Source organism: Pseudoalteromonas sp. S3260 (assembly GCF_005886925.1).
GTDB lineage: Bacteria > Pseudomonadota > Gammaproteobacteria > Enterobacterales > Alteromonadaceae > Pseudoalteromonas > Pseudoalteromonas tetraodonis.
On sequence record NZ_PNCV01000009.1, the window covers coordinates 25,308 to 46,518 of the forward strand.

At 41.0% G+C, this 21,211-nt stretch carries 18 protein-coding genes and 1 tRNA gene; 11 read left to right on the forward strand and 8 right to left on the reverse strand.

Translation table 11 applies throughout. The features are described from left to right. Window positions 1–105: 105 nt before the first annotated feature. From CWC14_RS01505 to pepA, 3 genes are all read right to left on the reverse strand, one after another. The gene (locus CWC14_RS01505) at window positions 106–2,958 is read right to left on the reverse strand and encodes a valine--tRNA ligase (RefSeq protein ID WP_138560861.1); all 2,853 of its coding nucleotides are present in this window, start codon (window positions 2,956–2,958) and stop codon (window positions 106–108) included. Window positions 2,959–3,016: 58 nt separating this feature from the next. Beyond that, a complete protein-coding gene (locus CWC14_RS01510; protein WP_076922058.1) occupies window positions 3,017–3,463 on the reverse strand; it encodes a DNA polymerase III subunit chi in 447 nt (148 codons plus the stop codon). A 172-nt stretch (window positions 3,464–3,635) separates the two neighbouring features. Beyond that, complete coding sequence (gene pepA, locus CWC14_RS01515) at window positions 3,636–5,147, reverse strand: leucyl aminopeptidase (protein ID WP_013464166.1); 1,512 nt, start codon at window positions 5,145–5,147, stop codon at window positions 3,636–3,638. 307 nt (window positions 5,148–5,454) lie between these two features. Here pepA and lptF point away from each other — a divergent pair, with 307 nt between their 5' ends. Both lptF and lptG read left to right on the forward strand, forming a co-directional pair. Beyond that, window positions 5,455–6,567 (forward strand): LPS export ABC transporter permease LptF, encoded by a 1,113-nt coding sequence (gene lptF / locus CWC14_RS01520; RefSeq protein ID WP_138560927.1) that lies wholly within the window; start codon window positions 5,455–5,457, stop codon window positions 6,565–6,567. Further along, window positions 6,564–7,631: an LPS export ABC transporter permease LptG gene (gene lptG, locus CWC14_RS01525; RefSeq protein WP_138560863.1), complete on the forward strand. Its 1,068-nt coding sequence runs from the start codon at window positions 6,564–6,566 to the stop codon at window positions 7,629–7,631. Before lptF ends, lptG begins: the two co-directional genes overlap by 4 nt. 114 nt (window positions 7,632–7,745) lie before the next feature. Here the strand turns inward: lptG and CWC14_RS01530 are convergent, their stop codons facing one another. Then, window positions 7,746–8,243 carry an RDD family protein gene (locus CWC14_RS01530; protein ID WP_138560865.1) on the reverse strand — a complete coding sequence of 166 codons (498 nt, stop codon included), beginning with the start codon at window positions 8,241–8,243 and terminating at the stop codon, window positions 7,746–7,748. Window positions 8,244–8,513: 270 nt separating this feature from the next. Here CWC14_RS01530 and CWC14_RS01535 point away from each other — a divergent pair. The 4 genes from CWC14_RS01535 (at window position 8,514) to tyrS (ending at window position 12,075) form a co-directional block, all read left to right on the forward strand. Next, window positions 8,514–8,598: transfer RNA gene (locus tag CWC14_RS01535), tRNA-Leu, on the forward strand. A 320-nt stretch (window positions 8,599–8,918) separates the two neighbouring features. Next, entirely contained in the window at window positions 8,919–9,908 is a 990-nt protein-coding gene (locus CWC14_RS01540) for a fatty acid desaturase (RefSeq protein WP_138560867.1), read from the forward strand. 103 nt (window positions 9,909–10,011) lie between these two features. Continuing rightward, window positions 10,012–10,728 (forward strand): LuxR C-terminal-related transcriptional regulator, encoded by a 717-nt coding sequence (locus CWC14_RS01545; RefSeq protein ID WP_249928666.1) that lies wholly within the window; start codon window positions 10,012–10,014, stop codon window positions 10,726–10,728. An 84-nt stretch (window positions 10,729–10,812) separates the two neighbouring features. After that, window positions 10,813–12,075, forward strand: coding sequence for a tyrosine--tRNA ligase (tyrS, locus tag CWC14_RS01550; RefSeq protein WP_138560869.1), 1,263 nt, complete (start codon window positions 10,813–10,815; stop codon window positions 12,073–12,075). A 48-nt stretch (window positions 12,076–12,123) separates the two neighbouring features. Here tyrS and CWC14_RS01555 read toward each other — a convergent pair whose 3' ends face one another. Next, on the reverse strand, window positions 12,124–13,317 hold the full coding sequence (locus CWC14_RS01555; RefSeq protein WP_138560871.1) for an MFS transporter: 1,194 nt from the start codon (window positions 13,315–13,317) through the stop codon (window positions 12,124–12,126). A 114-nt stretch (window positions 13,318–13,431) separates the two neighbouring features. On the opposite strand from CWC14_RS01555, the gene CWC14_RS01560 reads away from it, so the two are divergent. Continuing rightward, on the forward strand, window positions 13,432–14,226 hold the full coding sequence (locus CWC14_RS01560; protein ID WP_075170392.1) for an AraC family transcriptional regulator: 795 nt from the start codon (window positions 13,432–13,434) through the stop codon (window positions 14,224–14,226). On the opposite strand, the gene CWC14_RS01565 is transcribed toward CWC14_RS01560, so the two are convergent. Beyond that, window positions 14,214–16,283, reverse strand: a complete 2,070-nt coding sequence (locus CWC14_RS01565) for a TonB-dependent receptor (RefSeq protein ID WP_138560873.1) — start codon at window positions 16,281–16,283, stop codon at window positions 14,214–14,216. The two genes, CWC14_RS01560 and CWC14_RS01565, sit on opposite strands and share 13 nt — an antisense overlap. A gap of 56 nt (window positions 16,284–16,339) precedes the next feature. After that, window positions 16,340–16,996, reverse strand: a complete 657-nt coding sequence (locus tag CWC14_RS01570) for a YoaK family protein (protein ID WP_069439243.1) — start codon at window positions 16,994–16,996, stop codon at window positions 16,340–16,342. Window positions 16,997–17,139: 143 nt separating this feature from the next. Between CWC14_RS01570 and CWC14_RS01575 the strand changes: the two genes are divergently transcribed. The 4 genes from CWC14_RS01575 (at window position 17,140) to CWC14_RS01590 (ending at window position 19,559) form a co-directional block, all read left to right on the forward strand. Beyond that, the gene (locus tag CWC14_RS01575) at window positions 17,140–17,388 is read left to right on the forward strand and encodes a TIGR03643 family protein (protein WP_138560875.1); all 249 of its coding nucleotides are present in this window, start codon (window positions 17,140–17,142) and stop codon (window positions 17,386–17,388) included. Window positions 17,389–17,460: 72 nt separating this feature from the next. Continuing rightward, the gene (locus CWC14_RS01580; RefSeq protein WP_138560877.1) at window positions 17,461–17,844 is read left to right on the forward strand and encodes a hypothetical protein; all 384 of its coding nucleotides are present in this window, start codon (window positions 17,461–17,463) and stop codon (window positions 17,842–17,844) included. A 9-nt stretch (window positions 17,845–17,853) separates the two neighbouring features. Continuing rightward, entirely contained in the window at window positions 17,854–18,933 is a 1,080-nt protein-coding gene (locus CWC14_RS01585) for an endonuclease/exonuclease/phosphatase family protein (protein ID WP_138560879.1), read from the forward strand. An 89-nt stretch (window positions 18,934–19,022) separates the two neighbouring features. Further along, the gene (locus CWC14_RS01590; RefSeq protein WP_138560881.1) at window positions 19,023–19,559 is read left to right on the forward strand and encodes a DUF924 family protein; all 537 of its coding nucleotides are present in this window, start codon (window positions 19,023–19,025) and stop codon (window positions 19,557–19,559) included. Window positions 19,560–19,651: 92 nt separating this feature from the next. Here CWC14_RS01590 and CWC14_RS01595 read toward each other — a convergent pair whose 3' ends face one another. Next, complete coding sequence (locus CWC14_RS01595) at window positions 19,652–21,028, reverse strand: NAD-dependent succinate-semialdehyde dehydrogenase (protein WP_138560883.1); 1,377 nt, start codon at window positions 21,026–21,028, stop codon at window positions 19,652–19,654. Window positions 21,029–21,211: the final 183 nt, after the last annotated feature.

Consider the following 21,211-nt stretch of genomic DNA (forward strand, 5'->3'; position numbering starts at 1 on the left):
AAATGCCTTGTGGTTATTCGCAGGGCACAAAAAAGCCGCTCACTTTAACAGTGAGCGGCTTTTTTAATGCCTATTAAATGATGTTAATAGGCATTTTATGAAAGTTTATAAGCTCTCTATTTTAGTTTTTTGCTCTAGTAGCTTAGTTTTAGCATCGGTAAATTCAGCTAGCTTAGCATTTTCTTTAGCCAGTACTGCTTCAGGTGCGTTGTTTACAAACTTTTCGTTAGCGAGTTTGTTTTGCACTTGGGCTAGCCCTTTTTCTGCTTTTTCAAGTTGCTTGTTAATTCGTGCAAGCTCGGCTTCAACGTCTATTAAGCCCGCCATTGGGATCATAATCTCAAGGTTGCCAACATAAGAGGTCGCACACGCTGGAGCATCGTCTTTGTTTTCAAGCAGGGTAAACGCTTCAAGCTTAGCTAATGACGCTAGGAATGATTCATTCTCGTTTATACGGCGCACATCATCGCTTGATGCGTTAGCCAGTAAAACGCTAAGTGGTTTACTTGGGCTGATATCCATTTCACCACGGATATTACGAATTGCTAAAATGAATTGCTTAACCCACTCTAAATCGTCCATTGCTTGTGCATCAACATTGGCTTGGTTATAAACAGGGAACCCTTGTACCATAATACTGGTACCTGCTGTTTCAAGGCCAGCAAGTGGTGCAACACGTTGCCAAATCGTTTCAGTGATGTAGGGCATCATTGGGTGCATTAAGCGTAATAAGCTTTCAAGTACGGTAATAAGGGTATGACGTGTACCGCGTTGCTGTGCTTCATTGCCTTTAAATAATACCGGCTTCGTTAGCTCTAAGTACCAATCACAGAACTGGTTCCAGGTGAATTCATAAAGCGTGTTCGCCGCTAAATCAAAACGGTAGTTATCAAGATGCTCGGTGTAGGTTTTAACCGTTGCCTCATATTGGCCTAAAATCCAACGATCAGCTAACGAGTACTGTTTTTCACTGTCGTTAAAGCCACAGTCTTGATCTTCTGTGTTCATTAATACGTAACGGCTTGCGTTCCATAATTTATTACAGAAGTTACGGTAACCTTCAAGACGGTTCATATCCCAGTTGATATCACGGCCGGTTGATGCCATTGCTGCAAGGGTAAAGCGAAGCGCATCGGTACCGTGTGCCTCAATACCATTTGCAAATACTTTGCGCGTGTCTTTTTCAATTTTAGCGGCAAGTTTAGGCTGCATCATGTTGCCAGTACGCTTTTGTACTAAATCTTCAAGCTCGATGCCATCAATCATATCTAGTGGGTCAAGTACGTTACCTTTTGACTTAGACATTTTATCGCCGTTATCGTCACGTATTAGGCCAGTTACATAAACCGTTTTGAATGGCACTTGTGGTTTGCCATTTTCATCTTTTATAAAGTGCAGCGTCATCATGATCATACGCGCAACCCAGAAGAAAATGATATCAAAACCGGTTACCAACACGTCAGATGGGTGGAAAGTTTTTAAGTCATCAGTATTTTCTGGCCAACCTTGAGTTGAGAATGTCCAAAGTGCAGATGAAAACCAGGTATCAAGAACGTCTTCGTCTTGGCTTAGTGCTACGCTATCTGCAATATTATTATCGCGACGTACTTCTGCTTCATCACGACCAACGTATACGTTACCTTCGCTGTCGTACCAAGCTGGAATACGGTGACCCCACCAAAGCTGGCGTGAAATACACCAATCTTGTACGTCGTTCATCCACGAAAAGTACATGTTTTCGTATTGCTTAGGTACAAATTGGATGTCGCCGTTTTTAACTGCGTCTTTTGCAGGTTCAGCAAGTGGTGCAACACGTACATACCATTGGTCAGTAAGTAGTGGTTCAATAACAACACCAGAGCGATCTCCGTAAGGAACGGTTAAGCCATGGTCTTCAATTTTTTCAAGTAGGCCGAGCTCTTCAAATTCAGCAACAATCGCTTTACGTGCGTCAAAACGGTCAAGGCCATGTAAGCGCTCAGGAATTGGCGCGTCAAACTCAAGTTCTTTACCGTCAAAGGTGTAGGTTTCACCTTGAGTTAAAATAGCCGCGTCTTTATCGAAGATATTAATCATCGGCATCTGGTGGCGCTTGCCAACTTCGTTATCGTTAAAGTCGTGTGCAGGGGTGATTTTTACACAACCCGTGCCTTTGTCTTTATCAGCGTGTTCATCTGCAACAATTGTGATACGACGATTTACGATAGGCAGTAAAATCTCTTTACCAATTAAATCTGTGTAGCGCTCGTCATCTGGATTAACCGCAACACCTGAGTCACCTAGCATGGTTTCTGGGCGTGTTGTTGCTACGACAATGTAGTCTTTGCCGTCTTGTGTTTTAACGCCATCAGCAAGTGGGTAGCGCAAATTCCACATGTGGCCTTGTTTGTCTTTGTTTTCAACTTCAAGGTCTGAAATAGCTGTGTGTAATTTTGGATCCCAGTTTACTAGGCGCTTACCGCGGTAAATTAGGTTTTCTTTGTGAAGGCGTACAAAGACTTCTTTAACCGCTTCAGATAAGCCATCGTCCATGGTAAAGCGTTCACGATCCCAATCAACAGAAGCACCAAGGCGACGTAATTGTTTTGTAATCGTGCCACCAGACTCGTTTTTCCATTCCCAAATTTTATCGATGAATGCATCACGGCCTAAATCGTGGCGTGTTTTACCTTCTTCAGCAGCAAGCTTACGCTCAACTAGCATTTGCGTGGCAATACCTGCGTGGTCAGTACCTACTTGCCATAACGTATTGTTACCTTGCATACGTTTAAAGCGCGTTAAGGTATCCATGATAGTATCTTGGAAAGCGTGGCCCATGTGTAAGCTACCCGTGACATTTGGCGGCGGGATCATAATTGAATATGGGGTGCCTTGGCCAGATGGCTTAAAGTAGCCTTTTTGTTCCCAGTCTTGATAGAGAGACTGTTCAATATCTTGCGGATTGTAGGTTTTATCCATTACACAGAACCTTAAATAAGTACTTAAATGAGTTAGTTAGCTTTGTACGCAGTGAGCGTTAGCGATTAATATCTTGCGTGGTGATATTGGCACCGAGTTGGCGTAGTTTTTTAAAGCGCTCACGAGCGGCTTGTTTGGCTACGGGCTCTACGGGTACAAAATCAAAAACTTGGTTAAACCGACGAATAAAATCCGGTAAGTGATTGGCCAAGTTAATTAATACTTTACGATTACCAACGGGTGGTGTTGTGCCTATTTCTACAGGTGCGCCGCCTTTTGGGCCTTCGCCTTGTAAATTGTGAGGTACAAAACTGTCGGCATCAAATGTCCAAATAGTTTCGTCAATGCTGTTGGCGGTTTCTTCGCTATCTACAAAAATAAATACGCGTTGACCAAGCCGATACTGTTGCCCAGCTATTTGAGCTGCTAAAGCAAAGTGATCATCGGCTTTAGCTAATGACTCATCTTGTTGCTTTAAAATGAAAAACTGGGCATTCATGCTCATTGTATCGGGATTTCCCATGACATTGATTGTGCTGTTATTAAATACACACAAATTAAGAAGGGGATTTTGCCATATAACGGGGTTTGCTTCAATTAATACCCAATAAATAAGGCGCTTTAAAAGCGCCTTATTTTATACTCTACATTGAGCTTTGAAGCTCTGTGTTGGTTTGTTAGTCATGAGTTGCTTCGCTAATACCAGCTCGGTTTAATAAATACTGAGTCAGCATAGGAACAGGACGACCTGTTGCGCCTTTTTTAGCGCCGCTGCGCCATGCAGTACCGGCAATATCTAAATGAGCCCAATTATACTTTTTAGTAAATTTAGATAAGAAACAGGCCGCGGTAATAGTACCTGCAGCGCGCCCACCTAAATTAGTAAAGTCGGCAAACGGGCTTTCAAGTTGATCTTGATAATCATCCCATAATGGCAGTTGCCATGCACGATCGCCACTTTGCTCAGACGCTTTTAATAAATCATGCGCCAGTGGATTATGATTTGCTAATAAACCCGTAGCATGGGCACCTAAAGCAACAATACATGCACCGGTTAAGGTTGCAACATCAATCACGGTTTCTGGTTCAAAACGTTCAACATAGGTCAGCGCATCACATAATACTAAACGGCCTTCGGCATCGGTGTTAAGTACTTCTACCGTTTGCCCAGACATAGTTGTTAGTATGTCTCCTGGGCGATAGGCGTTTGAGCTTGGCATGTTTTCACAGCCGGCTAAAACACCAATTACGTTTATAGGTAGCTGCATTTGTGCAAGTGAGCGCATAGCGCCAATAACACCAGCAGCACCGCCCATATCGTATTTCATTTCATCCATGCCTTCGCCTGGTTTTAATGAAATACCGCCTGAGTCAAAGGTTAAGCCTTTACCAACGAGAACGATAGGCGCTTGGTCATCGCTTGCGCCTTTGTAGTTAATTACCGACATAACTGATTCGTTATCACTGCCACGACCTACTGCTAGGTATGAGTTCATTCCTAGTTCGGCCATTTTATCTTCGCCAATTAGCTCAACAGTGATGTTATCAAAATTAGCTTCCAGTTCTTTGGCTTGCTCGCCAAGGTACGCTGGATTACAAATATTAGGCGGCATATTAGCAACGTCTTTACACAGCTTACTACCTGCCGCAATCGCTAAACCATGCTCAATGGCACTTTCGCCTATAGTCAGTTCGCGGCGCGTAGGCACATTAAACACCATTTTACGTAGTGGGCGGCGAGGGTCTACTTTTTTACTTTTCAGCTGATTAAAGGTGTAAAGGCAATCTTGTGTTGTTTCAACAGCTTGACGTACTTTCCAATAGGTATCACGCCCTTTAACATGTTGTTCAGTTAAAAAGCACACGGCCTCCATTGAACCCGTTTCGTTTAGCGTGTTGATAGTTTTAGAAATAATTTGCTTATATTGTTTATCGTCAAGTTCGCGTTCTTTACCGCAGCCAACAAGTAAAATACGTTCGCTTAAAATATTGGGCACATGATGCAATAGTAGTACTTGTCCTGGCTTACCTTCTAAGTCGCCACGGCGTAATAAATTAGAGATATAACCATCGCTAATTTTATCAAGTTGTTCACCAATGGGGGATAACCTGCGTGGTTCATATACACCCACAACAATACACGCACTGCGTTGTTTTTCTGGGCTACCACTTTTTACGTTGAATTCCATTGTCACTCCTGATTTTGAGTCATCTATAGAAGCTAAATTGGGACTAAAAATGTGTTTTCTAGTCTTTTTACCTAAATTTTTAGGTCTAGCGCTAATATTAGTAGATTTTACTCGACTCTTACTGTGTATTTGAACTTTATATGCTTAAGGGTAACTAATGCAACATTATATCGTGATGTTAGGTAGGATAATTAATATTGATGGCTTATAATATGTGCTTAATACTCATTTAAAATGAGTGAATTAACTAGTTCACTCATTGTTTTTTATTACTATATTGAAATTCCATGTTTAACAGGGGCGAATGTTGCTAATTTTCCGTTATTTGACCGCTGAGGTTTTAAAATCGCAGGTCGCCGTATTTTTAACTTTAATGACCATATTTTTGTCGCAAAAGTTTGTTGTTATTCTTGGTGATGCCTCAGAGGGGAGTATCCCAGCTAAACTCGTGTTTGCCATGATTGCGCTTAAGTTGCCGCAGTTAGCATCGTTAATTTTGCCACTGAGTTTATTTTTAGGAATTATTCTAGCTTATAGCCGTATTTACGCTGACAGTGAAATGACGGTACTTAAAGCCTGTGGCGTGAGTGAGTGGTATGTAGTGCGTATTACGCTTATTTCTAGTGTCATCTTAGCGTTACTCGCCGCGGTACTTACCTTGTATGTTGCACCTTGGGCAAGCGAGCAAGAATACCAACTTAAAGAACAAGCCAAGGCTGATGCTGGTTTATCTGCACTTCGAGCGGGGCGTTTTCAGCAAACCGGTAACGAAAAAGCTGTGGTATTTATTCATAATATTGAAAATGGCGGCAAAGAGCTCAACAAAGTTTTTGTTGCCCAGCTACCCGATAGCGAAAAAGGTGACTTAGCGCGTTTAGTTTATGCAGAGCAAGGTGTTGTTATTGAAGCGCAAAATGGTGAGCAGCAGTTAGTACTTACTGATGGTAAGCGCTATGAAACTGACGGCGAAGCGCCTTCGCTTAACTTAACTGAGTTTGATGGTTACAGCGTACAAATTCGCGAACAAGAAATAGAGCATCAACGTCGTAAATTAGAAGCTGTGCCAACCCGTGAACTTATGTCAATTAATACTCCCGAAGCAATTGCACAGTGGCAGTGGCGTTTAGCGATCCCACTTTCCATTCCGTTATTAACTTTGCTGGCCGTGCCTTTGAGTGTAGTAAACCCTCGCCAAGGTAAATTTGCAAAATTGGTACCCGCTATCAGCTTGTATTTAGGTTATTTTATTTTACTTAATGCGGCCAAATTTGCAGTAGAGGATGGCAAAATTCCGCCATCAATTGGACTGTGGTGGATTCATTTAAGTGCATTATTTATTGGTAGCTTATTAATTATTAGAGGTCGTCCATTGGGTGCTTGGCTTAAAGCTGTCGTCACTAAGCGGGAGCAAAACCTATGATGAAAACACTTGATTGGTACTTAGGTCGTAGCATTTTGCAAACCACAGGGTTTGCGTTAATGGTGCTAGTGGGTATTAGTACATTAATAAAGTTTATTGAGCAGCTTAAATCTGTAGGGCGCGGGAGCTACGATATAGTGACTGCCATGCTGTACACTATTTACAGTATTCCAGATGATTTAGTGGTGTTTTTTCCTATGGCTGCACTTATTGGTGGCTTAACTGGATTAGGAGCGCTTGCCTCAAATAGTGAGTTGGTAGTAATGCAAGCGGCGGGGATGTCGCGTTTACAAATTATTGGCTCAGTAATGAAAACAGCTATTTTTATGGCATTGTGCGTAATGGCTTTAGGCGAGTGGGGCGCTCCTGCTGCACAGCTGCACGCTAAGGAAATGCGTAATCAAGCGATTCATGGTGGGGATGTGTTTAATGCGCAAAAAGGAGTATGGGCTAAAGACGCTAATAACTTCATTAACATTGAAGATGTTGACCAAAATGGCATGCTGCGCGGCGTTAACATGTATCATTTTGATAAATCGTTATCACTAACACAAATCACCAAAGCAAAAGAAGCCGTAGGGCGAGATAGTGGTTGGCTATTGCGCGATGTAAATAAAGTGATGATCAGCGAAGAGTTAATTACCACTGAACAAGTTTCTGAAGAGTTTTACCCGTCGCAGCTTACCGCCGAAAAGCTAGGCGTGGTATCGGTAAAACCAGAATCACTGTCGTTTTCAGGGCTATGGTCATATTTAGCTTACTTACAACAAAATGAGCAAGACACCAGCACCTATGATTTAGCGCTCTGGCGTAAATTAATGCAGCCCGTGTCTATTGCCGTAATGTTGTTGGTTGCCTTGTCGTTTATATTTGGTCCGCTGCGAACTGTAACTATGGGGGCACGAATTATTATGGGGGTGGTAACCGGTATTGTGTTCCACCTAACCAACGAGATATTTGGCCCTGTGGTAATGGTATATCAAATTCCAGCGATTATAGGCGCTGTTCTACCGAGCATTTTATTTACTGGGTTTGCAGCTTATTTAATGAATAAGCGGGTGTAGCTAGACTTAAAGCTTAAATAAAAAACGCGGCCTTTGTAAAAAGCGCCGCGTTTTTTTATGCTTTAACTTGAGATTATACCAATTCGCTTAATTAAGTATTATTGCGGATTGATATCATAGTTCGCGATAAACGCGTTTATTTTCTTCTTTGGTGAGCGTAACCACTTCGGTTTTTGATAAGTAATCTTGTAGTGCTTTTTTATTTTTAAAATCCACTAATACCACTAAATTACCTAAACCCAGCAATGCGCTGATACTGCGGATAATGGCTTGTGGCCAGCTAATTAAGTTTCCCTGATGGGTTTGTACTTTTAATCGCCACGCACGCATACCGATTGTTTGCCCGCTTTTAGTCCAAAAATAACCAAAAAAAACCAAACCAACCAGAACTAACAGTGAGCTGCGAATCCCTGAAAGTAACAGTGAGTCCTGAATACGTGCTGAGACATCTTCAGCGCCATTAAGAGCAATAACATCAAGGGAAATAAGCCCTTGAATAGCAAATAAATACAGTACCACCGTTAGCATCGCAAAAGCGATAATAGCTAATGTATCGTACACCAATGACGCAAAACGGCGCCAAAAGCCAGCACGTGGAAACTCACCCGACATAAAAATACTCTCACTGTTAATGTGTGGCTAGTTTAGCAAATAAGCCGTTAAATACTACCTATTACGCTACGTGCTTAACTCGGTATTGGCTCAAATGTTAATGGTTGCCTAAATGTTAAGCGGTTGATCATACTTAATACATAAAACGCTTGCCGCTTTGCTTATTGTTTGTATAATGCTAGACAGTGAGATGGAAGAGGGTACATAATCTTTCACTCTAAAGTGGTTTTTCTTTATCTTCTCGTGTTTAGAAGGTTAAAGAAAAATGATGCCAGCGTGATGAAATTGGTATACATGGGGGATTCAAAATCCCCTGCCGCAAGGCGTGCCGGTTCAAGTCCGGCCGCTGGTACCACTTTTTATAGCCCCCGCTAGATTTAGCAGGGGTTTTTTTATGCCTAAGATTTGAGTTGCCGGATTTTAATTACAAAAAATGTGTCCAACATTGCTACTTTTATAAGCAGTAGGTTTTGATCTAAACTTGGCCTGTGAACGTTTTAGTTTATTTAACCTAAACTCTGGCATGAGATAGGTTTATTGTCCAGGGCACAGGTTATATAGTAAATACGGGCTCGACTTTAATCGTATTTTTCATTGATACGGGTGCGCTAAGTTGTGCAATGTGTTTTGACTCGGGTATTATATACCTCAACCTCTTGTTGCGAATAAAACATCATGACTCAACTAACCGCAAAACAGAATATTCAAGCCATTGTAAAAGCGATTAAGGCTGAAGAAGCATTACTGCGTAAAAAACACCCGCTATTAATACATCAAAATACCTTAGGGATGGCTATATTACTACTCTCTTTAAGTGCGTTAATCGGTGTTGGCGCGTTGTATTACTTTGCTATCATCCCCGCGTGGCTGTGTATGATTTTAGCGGCGATTGCCACCTCTATTTCCCATGAACTTGAGCACGACCTAATTCACAAACAGTATTTTAGTAACCAGCCATTTTTACATAATTTTATGATGCTAACCGTGTGGTTGATGCGTCCTAATACTATTAGCCCGTGGTACCGCCGCAAGATGCATTTACATCATCATAAAACCTCGGGGACTGAGCAAGATTTAGAAGAGCGTTTGGTAGGTAATGGTATTAAAAATCCGTTTTTACGTGCCTTGGTAATTGTTGATGGATTACTCGGTTTATTAATTAATGCAAAACGTTTTAGTAAAGAAATTAATGGGTTTAGCTTCTTTAAAGTGTTTAATGCAGGTTTTCCCATTACTACTGCGTATTTCGCCATTTTATATAGCGTAATTGTGTTTCACTTAGTTAATTTGTTCACTCCACTGGCTGCTAATTCACCTGTATTGCTGCTTGATGTAATGAATGTGTTTGAATTTCTAATGGTGGTGCTGATTGTGCCTAATATTGTGCGTTCGAGCTCACTTAATTTTGTTACTTCAAGTATGCATTATTACGGCGGTGTTAATAATATGCTTGAACAAACTCACGTCATCACCAGCCGTTTGTTTATGCCATTTAATTTATTTTGCTTTAACTTTGGGCATACTCATACTATTCATCATTTTGTGCCGAATCAGCCGTTTTATTTACGACAAATGATCAGTAAAAAAATCCTTGAAGTGATGCGCCAACACGGCGTGCGTTTTAATGATTTTGCCAGTATTAAGCAAGCAAACTTGTATCAGTAATACTCAGTGTAAAATGGCATCATAATGCAGTCGGACTCGCAGCAGCAATTAACTCAGCAAGATGCGTTAGCGCAATGTGTACAAGCTATAAAGGGGACCAGTTTTGCGCAAAAGCTGTGCCCTTATTGTTGAGTTTGATTGTGCGGTTGTATTGGCTTGCAGAGTAAATAAGCATCCCATTTATTTATTCGATTCTATCGAGAAACAGCGTGAACTTTTATTTCAGCGCTACCTTACTAACTCGTTTGTAAACGACCCTTTTTATACTGAACTGGTTAGTAAAGCTGAGGAAGGAGTATTTCGGCTCGCTGATATAGCTCGTTATCAAGATGAACTGACCTTTAAGGCATATCAACAGCAGTTTTATACTCACACTGACTGGACTGATGAGCTAAGTATTTGTACTAATATAGGTAACGGTCGCTCGATTGTTATTTACCTTGGTTTATTATCCAATAACCAGCGCTTTAGTGCGTTGCAAAAGCAGCAATTAATAGCACATTTTAATTTAATAAAAGCACTGTGTAGCCAACATTGGGGTAGCCAAAAATTACTATTAAATCAATTTAATAGTACAGCGACTGGACAGCTGATGGAAAATGCACTCACATCATTTGCTAATCAACAACTCACTCAGCGAGAGCATCAGGTTGCTTGTTTAATTGTACAAGGTTGCGACTCCGCAGATATTGCTGCTCAGCTTGGGATCACCCTAGGTACAGTTAAAAACCATCGCAAACGTATATATTCGCAGTTAAACGTTGCTTCACTAAGTGAATTTTTTCGACTGTTTTTAAACCATTTAATGCGCACAGAATAAAATGCGTTTATGTCCCTTTAGGGATATAGTGCCCATCGCTGAGTTTAATTAGTATTTTTCTTATAGATAATTTTGAGAAATACGATGACAGCACATTTACTTAATGACATTACGCAGCGTGGTTTAGTCTCTCAAGTGAGTAATATTGAGCAATTAACCCAGAAGCTTGAAACCCCACAGGTGGTTTACTGTGGCTTCGATCCTACCGCAGGTAGCTTACATATAGGTCACTTAGTACCATTAATAATGCTAAAGCGTTTTATGGATGCAGGGCATCAAGGTGTGGCATTAATTGGGGGGGCTACAGGATTGATTGGTGACCCGAGTTTTAAAGCCACTGAGCGTAGCCTAAATACCAAACAAACGGTGTCGCAATGGGTGGATGCGCTTGCAAACCAAGTTGAGAGTGTACTTGGTCCGCATTTAAACCAGCCACTGCAAATAAAAAATAACGCTGACTGGTTTAGCAGTATTGATGTATTAGACTTTTTTCGTGATGTAGGTAAACACTTTTCAATTAACACCATGATCAACCGCGAGTCAGTAAAACAACGTTTGCAACGTCCAGACCAAGGCTTGTCGTTTACTGAATTTAGTTACTCCTTATTGCAGTCGTATGACTTTGCTAAGCTCAATAGTGAGCTAAATTGTACTTTGCAGATAGGCGGTAACGATCAGTGGGGTAATATCGTCAGTGGAATTGATTTAACCCGCCGTTTAAACCAGCAAACAGTGTTTGGTTTAACGTTGCCACTTATTACCAAGTCAGACGGTACAAAATTTGGAAAAACCGAGGGCGGTGCTATTTGGCTCAACCCCAAAAAAACCTCACCGTATCGTTTTTATCAGTTTTGGTTAAATTGTGAAGATGCTGATGTGTATAACTTTTTGCGTTTTTATACTTTTTTATCAGTTAAAGAAATTGAGGCCATAGAAGCAAACGATAAGATAAGCGGCCAAAAGCCTCAAGCACAGCGCATTTTAGCTGAGCAATTAACACGTTTTGTTCATGCTGAAGAAGGCTTGGCAAGTGCGCAGCGTATCACTGAGTTGTTATTTAATGGTCAGGTGCAAACACTCACCTTGGCAGAACTTGAACAATTAGAGCAAGATGGGCTAACCGTGAACACTATTAGCGACATGCAAATAAGTATTGCTGAGTTACTAGTTAAAAGTAAACTGGCCAGCTCAAAGCGACAGGCGCGTGAATTAATAACAGCTAATGCGATTAAAATTAATAGTATGGTCGTTACTGACGAGCATGCGCAGCTTGATATTTCGTTGTTTGAACGCTTTTGGATAATGCAACGTGGCAAAAAGCAATTCAGGCTTATTAAACTAGTTTAAAGTATAAACAGTGGGCTTATGATTACACGGCCCACCTTAAATTTACACTTAGGCCTTGTTGCGTATAGTAATATTCCGTCCGCCTAAATAGCCAAACATAGCGCTTAGTGCACTCGCACTCGCGCAAAACCACAAAGTAGATGTCCAGTTACCAAAATAACTATGTAGTGCACCTGCAATAATAGGCCCCGTAGCGGCAAGTAAATAACCAATACACTGCGCCATACCTGAAAGGGCAGCAGCTTGATGTGAGTCGTGAGTACGTAAACTTATAAACGACAAGCCCAATATAAAGCATGCACCCGAGCAAAACCCCATAGTAATTGACCACACAAACGCATGTACTGGCATATACAGTAGTCCTATTGAAGATAGGCTTGCCAATACTCCTAAGGCAAAGGTGAGTACACGCTGATCTTTCAGTTTTGCTAATAAAGGAATTAGGATAATACCAGGCAATGCCGAAGCCACCTGAAATGAGCCTTGTAATGCACCCGCTTGCTGTGCATTGAAGCCACTGTCAATTAATATACTTGGTAACCAGCCTATAATTATATAAGTAAATAACGAATTACAGCCAAGTAGCAAGGTAATTTGCCACGCAAGCGCTTGGTGCCATACTTTAACCTCATCGGTATTTTCAACCAGATCTTTAGTTGGTTTGGTGCGTAGCTTTAATTGCGGTAACCAAATAAATAAACTTAGTAAAGTAATTAACGCATAACTGGCCAAAGCGATTTGCCAACCTATTTGTTTATATTCTGCAAGTGGAATAATTAACGCTGAGTAACTACCACCAAAAATACCCATAGCAAGTACATACGCCGAGGTCATTACTGCTACTTTATGTGCAAAGTCGCGCTTAATTAAACTCGGTAGCAGTACATTACCTATCGCAATGCCTACCCCGATGACAACGGTGCCTAAATAGAGTATCGGCACTGAATCTATCATGCGTGATGCTAAGCCTAGGCCAATCAAAATAAGAGCAATAAATAGCGATACTTCTAAACCTTGCCTCTTAGCTAAACTAGTTGCTAATGGGCTTGCTAAAGCAAATGCAACTAAAGGTAAGGTGGTAAGCATACCGGCTTGTGATGCGCTTAAATTAAAACTAAGAATTATTTGGTCCAATACAGGAGCTAAACCAGTCACCGGCGCACGTAAGTTACTAGCAATAAGTATAATACCCAGTATTAATAATGCGAAAGATAAACGAGATTGAGGTTGTTGGATTAACAAGGTAAATGTCCTAGCAAGTTAGTTATTTAGCAAGAGGCAATTGAGCCTAGTATAAAGGCTTAATCATCACTATAATTTAGTAAAAGAGACATTAAATAACTAAAAACAGACAAAATGCAGCTTTCCCAAGATTGGAATGAAATAATAAACTTTGAAATTATGCCGCAGCCGGTTATTGCAAAAATAGAATATGCCCAGCTTAGCCGTGAAATTCCACTGCATACACACCCAAAAGGGCAGTTAATTTTAGCTCTATACGGCTATGTTACTTGTGAAGTAGCAACAAAAATGTGGATGGTACCTACCCACAGTGCTATTTGGATCCCAGCAAATGTAGAGCACAGTAATAGGGCATCTGATAATGCGCATTTATGCCATTTATTCATTGATGTAAACTTACAAGGAATGCCAGCTACAGCCTGTACATTAACTATCAGTCCTCTTGTAAAAGAATTAATGCTTAGTTTGGCAGGTAACCAGCAAAACTATAGCTTAATAGGTAAAACCGCGCGGCTTGCACAAGTATTATTTGATCAACTAGTGGATATGCCAATTCAACCTTTAGATTTTGTACTATCAAAAAATAGTGTGATTAAAAACATGAGTAATCAGCTTATTAGTCAGCCTTATAGCCGCAAAACATTACCACAATGGGCGCAGCAATTTGCTTTAACTGAGCGTACTTTAGCGCGATTGATAAAAAAAGAAACAGGCATGACCTTTGGTAAATGGCGTACTCAATTGCATATTATAATTGCACTGCAGGCGTTATCTAATCAGCAAAGTGTACAACAGGTATCAGAGTTATTAGGTTATGAATCGGTGAGTGCGTTTATTACTATGTTCAAAAAGGTAATGAAAAAATCGCCCATGCGTTACATGAGCGAACTGGATGCCTACCAATTATAAGTTGCCGAAATCATGGCATTACGTGGTTTACCTGGGAAGTAACGATCCCCAGTAAAGCTGGTGTAATCGGCGCGCTCAGCGTAGGCCGTGTTAGTTAAGTTTATAATTCGGGCACTCAGTAATAGCTGTGGACTAATTTGCCACTGGCCGCGCAAGCTTAAAATATCGTGGCCTTGATATTCATGTAAGTTTTCAGGGTCGGTAAAGTAGCGGCTAACATAGTGCCATTGCAGCGCAAGGCTAATACTCTCGTTGGCTTGCCAGTTAAAATCGATATTAGCAACCTTTCGAGGTGCGGTATCAATATCGTTACCTTTAATATTAATGCTGCCAATAACTTGCTCATTCGAGTACGTATGCTTGGCATAAGTGCCTGCGAAGTTAACCGATAAGTGCTGATTAAAGCTATGCGCTAACTCAAGCTCAATGCCGCGATGTCGAGTTTGGCCGTCATTAACAGTAAAAAAGTCACTGTCACGGTAGATGGTATTGTGCTTGCTCATCGTATAAGCCGACAAACCGTAGCGAGTATTGTTGTACACCCCTTTAATACCTAACTCAGCATTATTTGCTATTTCTGCGTCTAAGTCGGCAGTACTTTGCTCGCGTTGTAATTGATAAAGCTCAGCAGCTTGGGGGGCTCGATAGCCTCTTGAAAAGTTAGCGTATAGTGTATTGTTAATATTAAGCTGATAGCTCACCCCGAGTTTTGGCGAAAGATTACTAAAGCTGTTTTTAGTGCTTTCGGGGCGGCTATAACGACAGCCACCAAAACCACATTCGTTGCCATCCTCTTTTGTACGCCCTGCAAGCATATTATTTTGATAGTCATATTGCATGTGCTCATAACGCAGCCCAGCGGTAATAAGCCAGTCATTAAGCTGCCAATCAATAGCGGCAAATGGAGCGTATAAGGTTGCATCGACTTGGTAATCGTAATGTTTACCTTGCGGCACAGTGGCCACTAAAAACGCAGAGCCTTGGGTGGGGTTATCTTGGGCTTGTAAAAAATCGGCTTGGGTAAACTCACCATCAAAGCCAAGCTTTAAGTTCGTATTGTCGTTCACATAATGTTGATAAAGCGATTGTAGGCCAAACCCCGTTTGACTGTTTTTTTCGAGCGGAGTACCGGGTAAAAAGTGTTTGAAAAAGTCCATGCTTTGGTCACGAATATAAGGAGTAATAACCAGTATGTTCTCACCTAATTGCCAGCTTGCTTTACTCCAAGCCCTAAGCGAACGGGCTTTTCTAAAGGCGTCAGGATCAAAATTTTGCTGTGCAATATCTTCATCTTTATAGCTTTGAAAGCCACTAATATACCCTGCGGTTTGTTGGTCTAAGTCGGTATAGGTCAACCCCGATATTAAACTTAAGTTGTTGTTAGCGTACCGATGTCGCACATTTATTTTTTGTTGTTTAACGCTTTCATCATCTCGGTAACCGCCATCATCGGTAAAGCTGGCATTAATACCGAACCCTGAATTATCCATAGCATGGCCTGCACGCAATTTATAGCGAGCATAACCGTAAGAGCCATAATCAAAGCCTAGTAAACCACCACCTTGGGTCGTGTCTGGTGTAATGACGTTAATTACGCCATGCACTGCATTTGAGCCATACAGTGCAGAGCCTGGGCCTTTTAATACCTCAATACGCTGTGCCATTTCGCTATGTGCTTCAAACAGCTCATTAATATTGCAAAACCCAGCTGCACGAAGAGCTATGCCATCTTCTGCGGTTAAAACACCACCACAAGCCCCCGTACCAGAAAGTACTTGCGAGCGCAGGGCGGGTAAATATTCTTGACCATTACCACGTTGTATATTGGCACCTGCAACGCGTTGCAGTGCTTCTTCTACATGGGTAGGGGCTATAAGCTCAAGTTGTGATTCGCTTAATACACTGATCACCAAAGGTAATGGGGTGGAGAGCGCTTCACTACGTGATGCTGTGGTGGTGATACGTTCAATTGATTGCGCGGTATCTTCAGCACACGCACTATTAATTAAACTTAACTGACTGCATAACAATAAAGAGGGTAAATAGTAATATTTCATAAATTCCAGCACATCGGCAAGTTGATAAGTTTAGGGTAGGGGAGTTTGTGAATTGGTTAAAGCACACTCAACCTATAAACCCGATAAGTAATCGATAAAACAATACAAAAAATACCCGGAAAAACTAAAGTGAGCACTGAGTAATGTTTAAATAGCAATACGCCTACCACTCCACCGGTTAAAAAACCGGCAACAATTAATGCAAAGACCAAGCATTTTCTATTGTCAAAAGCTTCTCCTTTTAGGGCTTTACCAAACATCAAACCCAGATCGGTAAAAATACCGGTTAAATGAGTGGTACGCACTACAGCACCGCTGTAGTTAGTGGCTAAAGCATTTTGTAAGCCGCAGGCGGCAGAGGCGAGTGTAAGTGCGTAAGGATATGAATGTTGAAGTAGCTGTGCGCTTACCAGTAGTAAAATACCCTCAATAAATAAGAGCGTATCGTAATGGCGTCCTAACTTAAGTGACCCGCCTGAGAGCATTAAGCCTGTTAATGCCGAGCCAAATATAAAGCTCAGTACAATCGCAATTAAAAATAACGCTGCATTGATGTTGGTAGTAAGTTCAATAGCTAATGAAGTCACCGACCCCGAAACATGAGAAATTGCTTGCTGTTCAAACCCTAATAAGCCTACTGCGTTTACCATACCGGCAATAAAAGCGAGGGTAAACGCACCATATTCGACCCACTTAGGTAGTTTTGTAAACATCCTTTTAGCTCCGGTTTCAGTGTGTAGATTAATCATACACTTAATTAAAGTTAATAAATGAAAAGAGGTTATATTTTTAACATCACAACCAAGTGATGATCGCTAAATTTAACTTTTGCGTATCAACAGAATTTGGAATAAATATGTTTAACCAAGAACAGCAATCACGCATTATAGAAATGGCATGGGAAGACAGAACACCGTTTGAAGCCATTGAAAATCTGTATGGGCTAAATTACCCTCAATTAGTTAATTTTATGCGGGAGCATATCTCTAGCGGGTCATTTAAAGTATGGCGTAAGCGCCATGCCGGGCGTAAAACTAAACACCTAAAGTTGCGCGACCCCGCGATTATGCGCAGTCATTGTAAAACACAGTACAAACAGCGCTAATTTTAGGGTTTCATGTGTTGTTCAGGCTTAAGCGTTAATAATCTTCAGTAATAACCACACTGGAGAACAGCCATGAAAACATTAATCAGTATTTTATTAATGGTTTTTGCGCTAACGGCAACAAACGCATTTGCTGTACCACACAAAGACAAACATGCAGGCAAGCATGCGAATAAACACGCAAACAAGCATCACTGGAAAAAGCAAAAAAATAACCAATACCATAATAAAAAATGGCTTTCTAAGAAACAAGCCAAGCAGTTAATTCGTCAAGGGTGGACTCCACCAGGGTGGCACAGATCTTATCATCAAGGTGATATCCTTGGGCATGACATTTATAAGCGTGCTAGAGTAATAGACCGAGAAAGAGACACAGTGCGAGTTGAAATTGATCGCACTATTATTCACCTAGTGCACGACACTCGTGAAATACTCTCTATTTTACAGCGCTATTAGGATTTATAAATGCTCACTGTATTGGTCATAGTTACTGGCTTGTTGTTATTAATAACCTTATTACCCCTGTCATACAGTCAGCATTACTTGATACGTAGTTGCGACTTTGTGCGCTTGCAGGTGTGCTACCTAGCAAGCGCTGTAATTATCGTGGCACTAATAGGTATGTGGCAAAGCGACTTTATTGCATACTCATTAATAGCGGCTGTTGCTTTAATTATTTGTGCGCTTCAAGCTAAGTGGATTTATCCCTACACTTGGTTTGCTAAAAAAGAAGTATTAACAGCGCCAAAAAGTAGTGATCATAGCATCAGAATCTTATCCGCTAATGTACTGATGTCGAATCGACATAGTGAGCAGCTAATTAACTTAGTCGATAAATATCAGCCCGATTTACTCATCACTTTAGAAAGCGATAGTTGGTGGCAAGATAAATTGTCCGTGCTTAAAAAAAACTACCCTTATCAAGTACAGTGTCCAAAAGATAACCGCTACGGCATGCATGTCTTTAGTAAATTTAACATACTCGATGCACAAATTTGTGAACTCATAGAAGATAATATTCCCTCTATTCATATTTTGTTTGAAAATCATCAAGGGCTAAAAATGCAAGGCCACTTTATTCATCCTGCCCCACCGAGCCCAACAGAAAAAGATTCATCGCGTCCGCGCGATAGCGAATTAATAATGGTGGCCAAAGCCCTTAAAGGTTCAACTCGCCCGACGATAGTCGCCGGCGATTTAAATGATGTTGCTTGGTCACGCAGTACTCGTTTATTTATGCAAATTAGTGGCTTTTTAGACCCCCGTAAAGGCCGTGGTTTTTTTAATACTTTTCATGCTAATTACTTTTTTATGCGTTGGCCGCTTGATCATTTGTTTCACTCAAAAGGCTTTAGTGTAAAACGAATAAAGCGCCTTGCTAAATATGGCTCCGATCATTTTGCCTTATTAACCGAATTGGTATTTGAAGATGCTAATCAGCAATCCCTAGAAACAAAACCAAGTGAGCAAAAGCAACAAGACATACAAGAGCTGGCAATGAACAAAGCAGATAAACGCAAAGTACCTATGTTTGAAAAGAGCTAGGTATAGTACAGATATTAGGTTAATGGTTTTAGACGAAGTTTTTTGTAGCAAACTATTTGGTTTAGCGTTAATTAACAAAGAGATTCATTATGTTTAATAAAATTATCGACTTTTGGTTTACCGAGCTTGAGCCTAAACAGTGGTGGCAAAAAGACGATGGGCTTGATGCACAAATTAAAACTCGTTTTGGTAAATTGCATCATCAAGCAAGTGTAAATGAGTTATTTGATTGGCGTGAAAGTGCGATAGGTAGTCTTGCGGAAATTATTGTGCTTGATCAGTTCTCGCGCAATATTTACCGTGAAAAGCCCGCAGCATTTGCCTGTGATGCGTTAGCTCTAGCGTTAGCGCAAGCAGCTATTGCCAAAGGGTTTGATAAGGAATTGACGGATGAGCAACGCGTATTTTTGTATATGCCTTTTATGCACAGCGAATCAAAGCTAATTCATAAGGAAGCAGTGAAGTTATATAAAGCGTTAGGTATTCAAAATAACTTAGACTTTGAGTATCAACATAAAGCGATTATCGATAGATTTAATCGTTATCCGCATCGTAATAAGATACTGGGGCGGGACTCTACAAAAGAAGAGCTTGAATTTTTAAAACAGCCTAACTCAGGTTTTTAAATTTATTAGACAAAAAAACACCACGCTTGCGACAAGCGCGGTATTTAATTTTACTAACCTGATACCTGATACCTGATACCTGATACCTGATATTAGCTCTTAATCATGATGCTTTTAACATTCACAAACTCGCGAATACCAAAGCCGCCATGTTCTCTGCCATAGCCACTGTCTTTAACACCGCCAAATGGTAGGTTCGGTTGTGCCAGTCCGTAACCATTTATGTTGATCATACCGGTATCAAAATGCTTTTTAGCCAGCTCAATGGCTTTTTTCTCATCCTTTGAAAAGATACCGCCGCCTAGTCCATAACGGGAGTCGTTGGCAATACGCATAGCGTCGTCATTATCTTTGGCTTTAATCAAAGATGCGACAGGGCCAAATAATTCGTCATCATATGCAGGCATCCCTGGTGATAAATTTTCTAACACGGTAGGCGGGTAGTAATAGCCTGTTTGCTGCGGAATTTCTCCGCCTACAATTACTTTTGCGCCTGCATTAACTGAGTCTTGCACTTGCTGATGAATTTTGTCGCGTAAATCTTCTCGTGCCATAGGACCCAGTTCCGTATCTTTATCCATAGGGTCGCCCATTTTAATTGCTTTAAATTGCTGGCTCAGCGCTTCTTTAAAGTCATTGTATAAAGAGTCAACTACCACAAAACGCTTGGCAGCCACACAGGTTTGGCCATTGTTAATAATGCGGCCCTGCAAACAGGTTTTAACTGCCTGTGCGAGGTCAGCATCATCAAGTACAACATAAGCATCGTTACTACCAAGCTCTAATACCGTTTTTTTAACGTGCTTACCGGCCTGCTCAGCTACTTTTTTGCCTGTGCCATCACTTCCTGTGAAGGTAACGCCACTAATGTGTTTATGAGAGATAAGTGCGCTGGCTGTTTTTCCGTCAATTAGTAAGTTACTAAAGCAATGCTCAGGGAACCCAGCTAGTTTAAATAAGGTATCTATTTTTTCAGCCATACCAAACACATTGCCCGCGTGTTTTAATACCGTGGTATTACCCGCCATAATATTTGCGGCACTGTATCTAATGACTTGATAAAGTGGGAAGTTCCATGGCTGAATACCTAGCAACACGCCAGTGGGGCGATAACTTATAATTGCACGACCGCCTTGCATATCGCGTTCTTCGTCGCTCAGCATATCGGCGCCATGTACTGCGGTATAACGGCAAATGTCAGCACAAAGCTGCACTTCTTGAAAGCCTTGTTCGTACACTTTACCCATTTCTTCGGTCATCAGTTTAGCAAGCGCTTCTTTTTGCTCTTCAAATAAAGAGGCTAGCTTATTCAGGTATTTAGCGCGCTCCGTAAACGAGGTTAATTGCCATGTTAAGTATGTTTCATGAGACTTTTCGATCACTTGTTCTGCTTGAGCTTGAGAAAGCAGCGTATAGCTATTGATGACTTGCTCGGTTGCTGGATTGATCGTATCTACTGTGTTACTCATTTTACCTCCTAACAAATTATGTAATAGGGTAGGTGCAAAACCAAAGCCAGTTGGGCGATAGTTTATAAAAACTCATAACTTTTTGTTAATAATGGTTTTTATATTACTTTATACAAAAATCTAGATTTTGTTTGTTCGTCGTTTTTGCTATGGTTCTGTAAATACTGCAAGTTGTTGAAAAAG

Bases quoted from the DNA above. Each gene is read 5' to 3' on its own strand.
- CWC14_RS01505 (WP_138560861.1), bottom strand. From the start codon at position 2,958: ATGGATAAAACCTACAATCCGCAAGATATTGAACAGTCTCTCTATCAA.
- CWC14_RS01510 (WP_076922058.1), bottom strand. From the start codon at position 3,463: ATGAGCATGAATGCCCAGTTTTTCATTTTAAAGCAACAAGATGAGTCA.
- pepA (WP_013464166.1), bottom strand. From the start codon at position 5,147: ATGGAATTCAACGTAAAAAGTGGTAGCCCAGAAAAACAACGCAGTGCG.
- lptG (WP_138560863.1), top strand. From the start codon at position 6,564: ATGATGAAAACACTTGATTGGTACTTAGGTCGTAGCATTTTGCAAACC.
- CWC14_RS01530 (WP_138560865.1), bottom strand. From the start codon at position 8,243: ATGTCGGGTGAGTTTCCACGTGCTGGCTTTTGGCGCCGTTTTGCGTCA.
- CWC14_RS01540 (WP_138560867.1), top strand. From the start codon at position 8,919: ATGACTCAACTAACCGCAAAACAGAATATTCAAGCCATTGTAAAAGCG.
- tyrS (WP_138560869.1), top strand. From the start codon at position 10,813: ATGACAGCACATTTACTTAATGACATTACGCAGCGTGGTTTAGTCTCT.
- CWC14_RS01560 (WP_075170392.1), top strand. From the start codon at position 13,432: ATGCAGCTTTCCCAAGATTGGAATGAAATAATAAACTTTGAAATTATG.
- CWC14_RS01565 (WP_138560873.1), bottom strand. From the start codon at position 16,283: ATGAAATATTACTATTTACCCTCTTTATTGTTATGCAGTCAGTTAAGT.
- CWC14_RS01570 (WP_069439243.1), bottom strand. From the start codon at position 16,996: ATGTTTACAAAACTACCTAAGTGGGTCGAATATGGTGCGTTTACCCTC.
- CWC14_RS01575 (WP_138560875.1), top strand. From the start codon at position 17,140: ATGTTTAACCAAGAACAGCAATCACGCATTATAGAAATGGCATGGGAA.
- CWC14_RS01580 (WP_138560877.1), top strand. From the start codon at position 17,461: ATGAAAACATTAATCAGTATTTTATTAATGGTTTTTGCGCTAACGGCA.
- CWC14_RS01585 (WP_138560879.1), top strand. From the start codon at position 17,854: ATGCTCACTGTATTGGTCATAGTTACTGGCTTGTTGTTATTAATAACC.
- CWC14_RS01590 (WP_138560881.1), top strand. From the start codon at position 19,023: ATGTTTAATAAAATTATCGACTTTTGGTTTACCGAGCTTGAGCCTAAA.
- CWC14_RS01595 (WP_138560883.1), bottom strand. From the start codon at position 21,028: ATGAGTAACACAGTAGATACGATCAATCCAGCAACCGAGCAAGTCATC.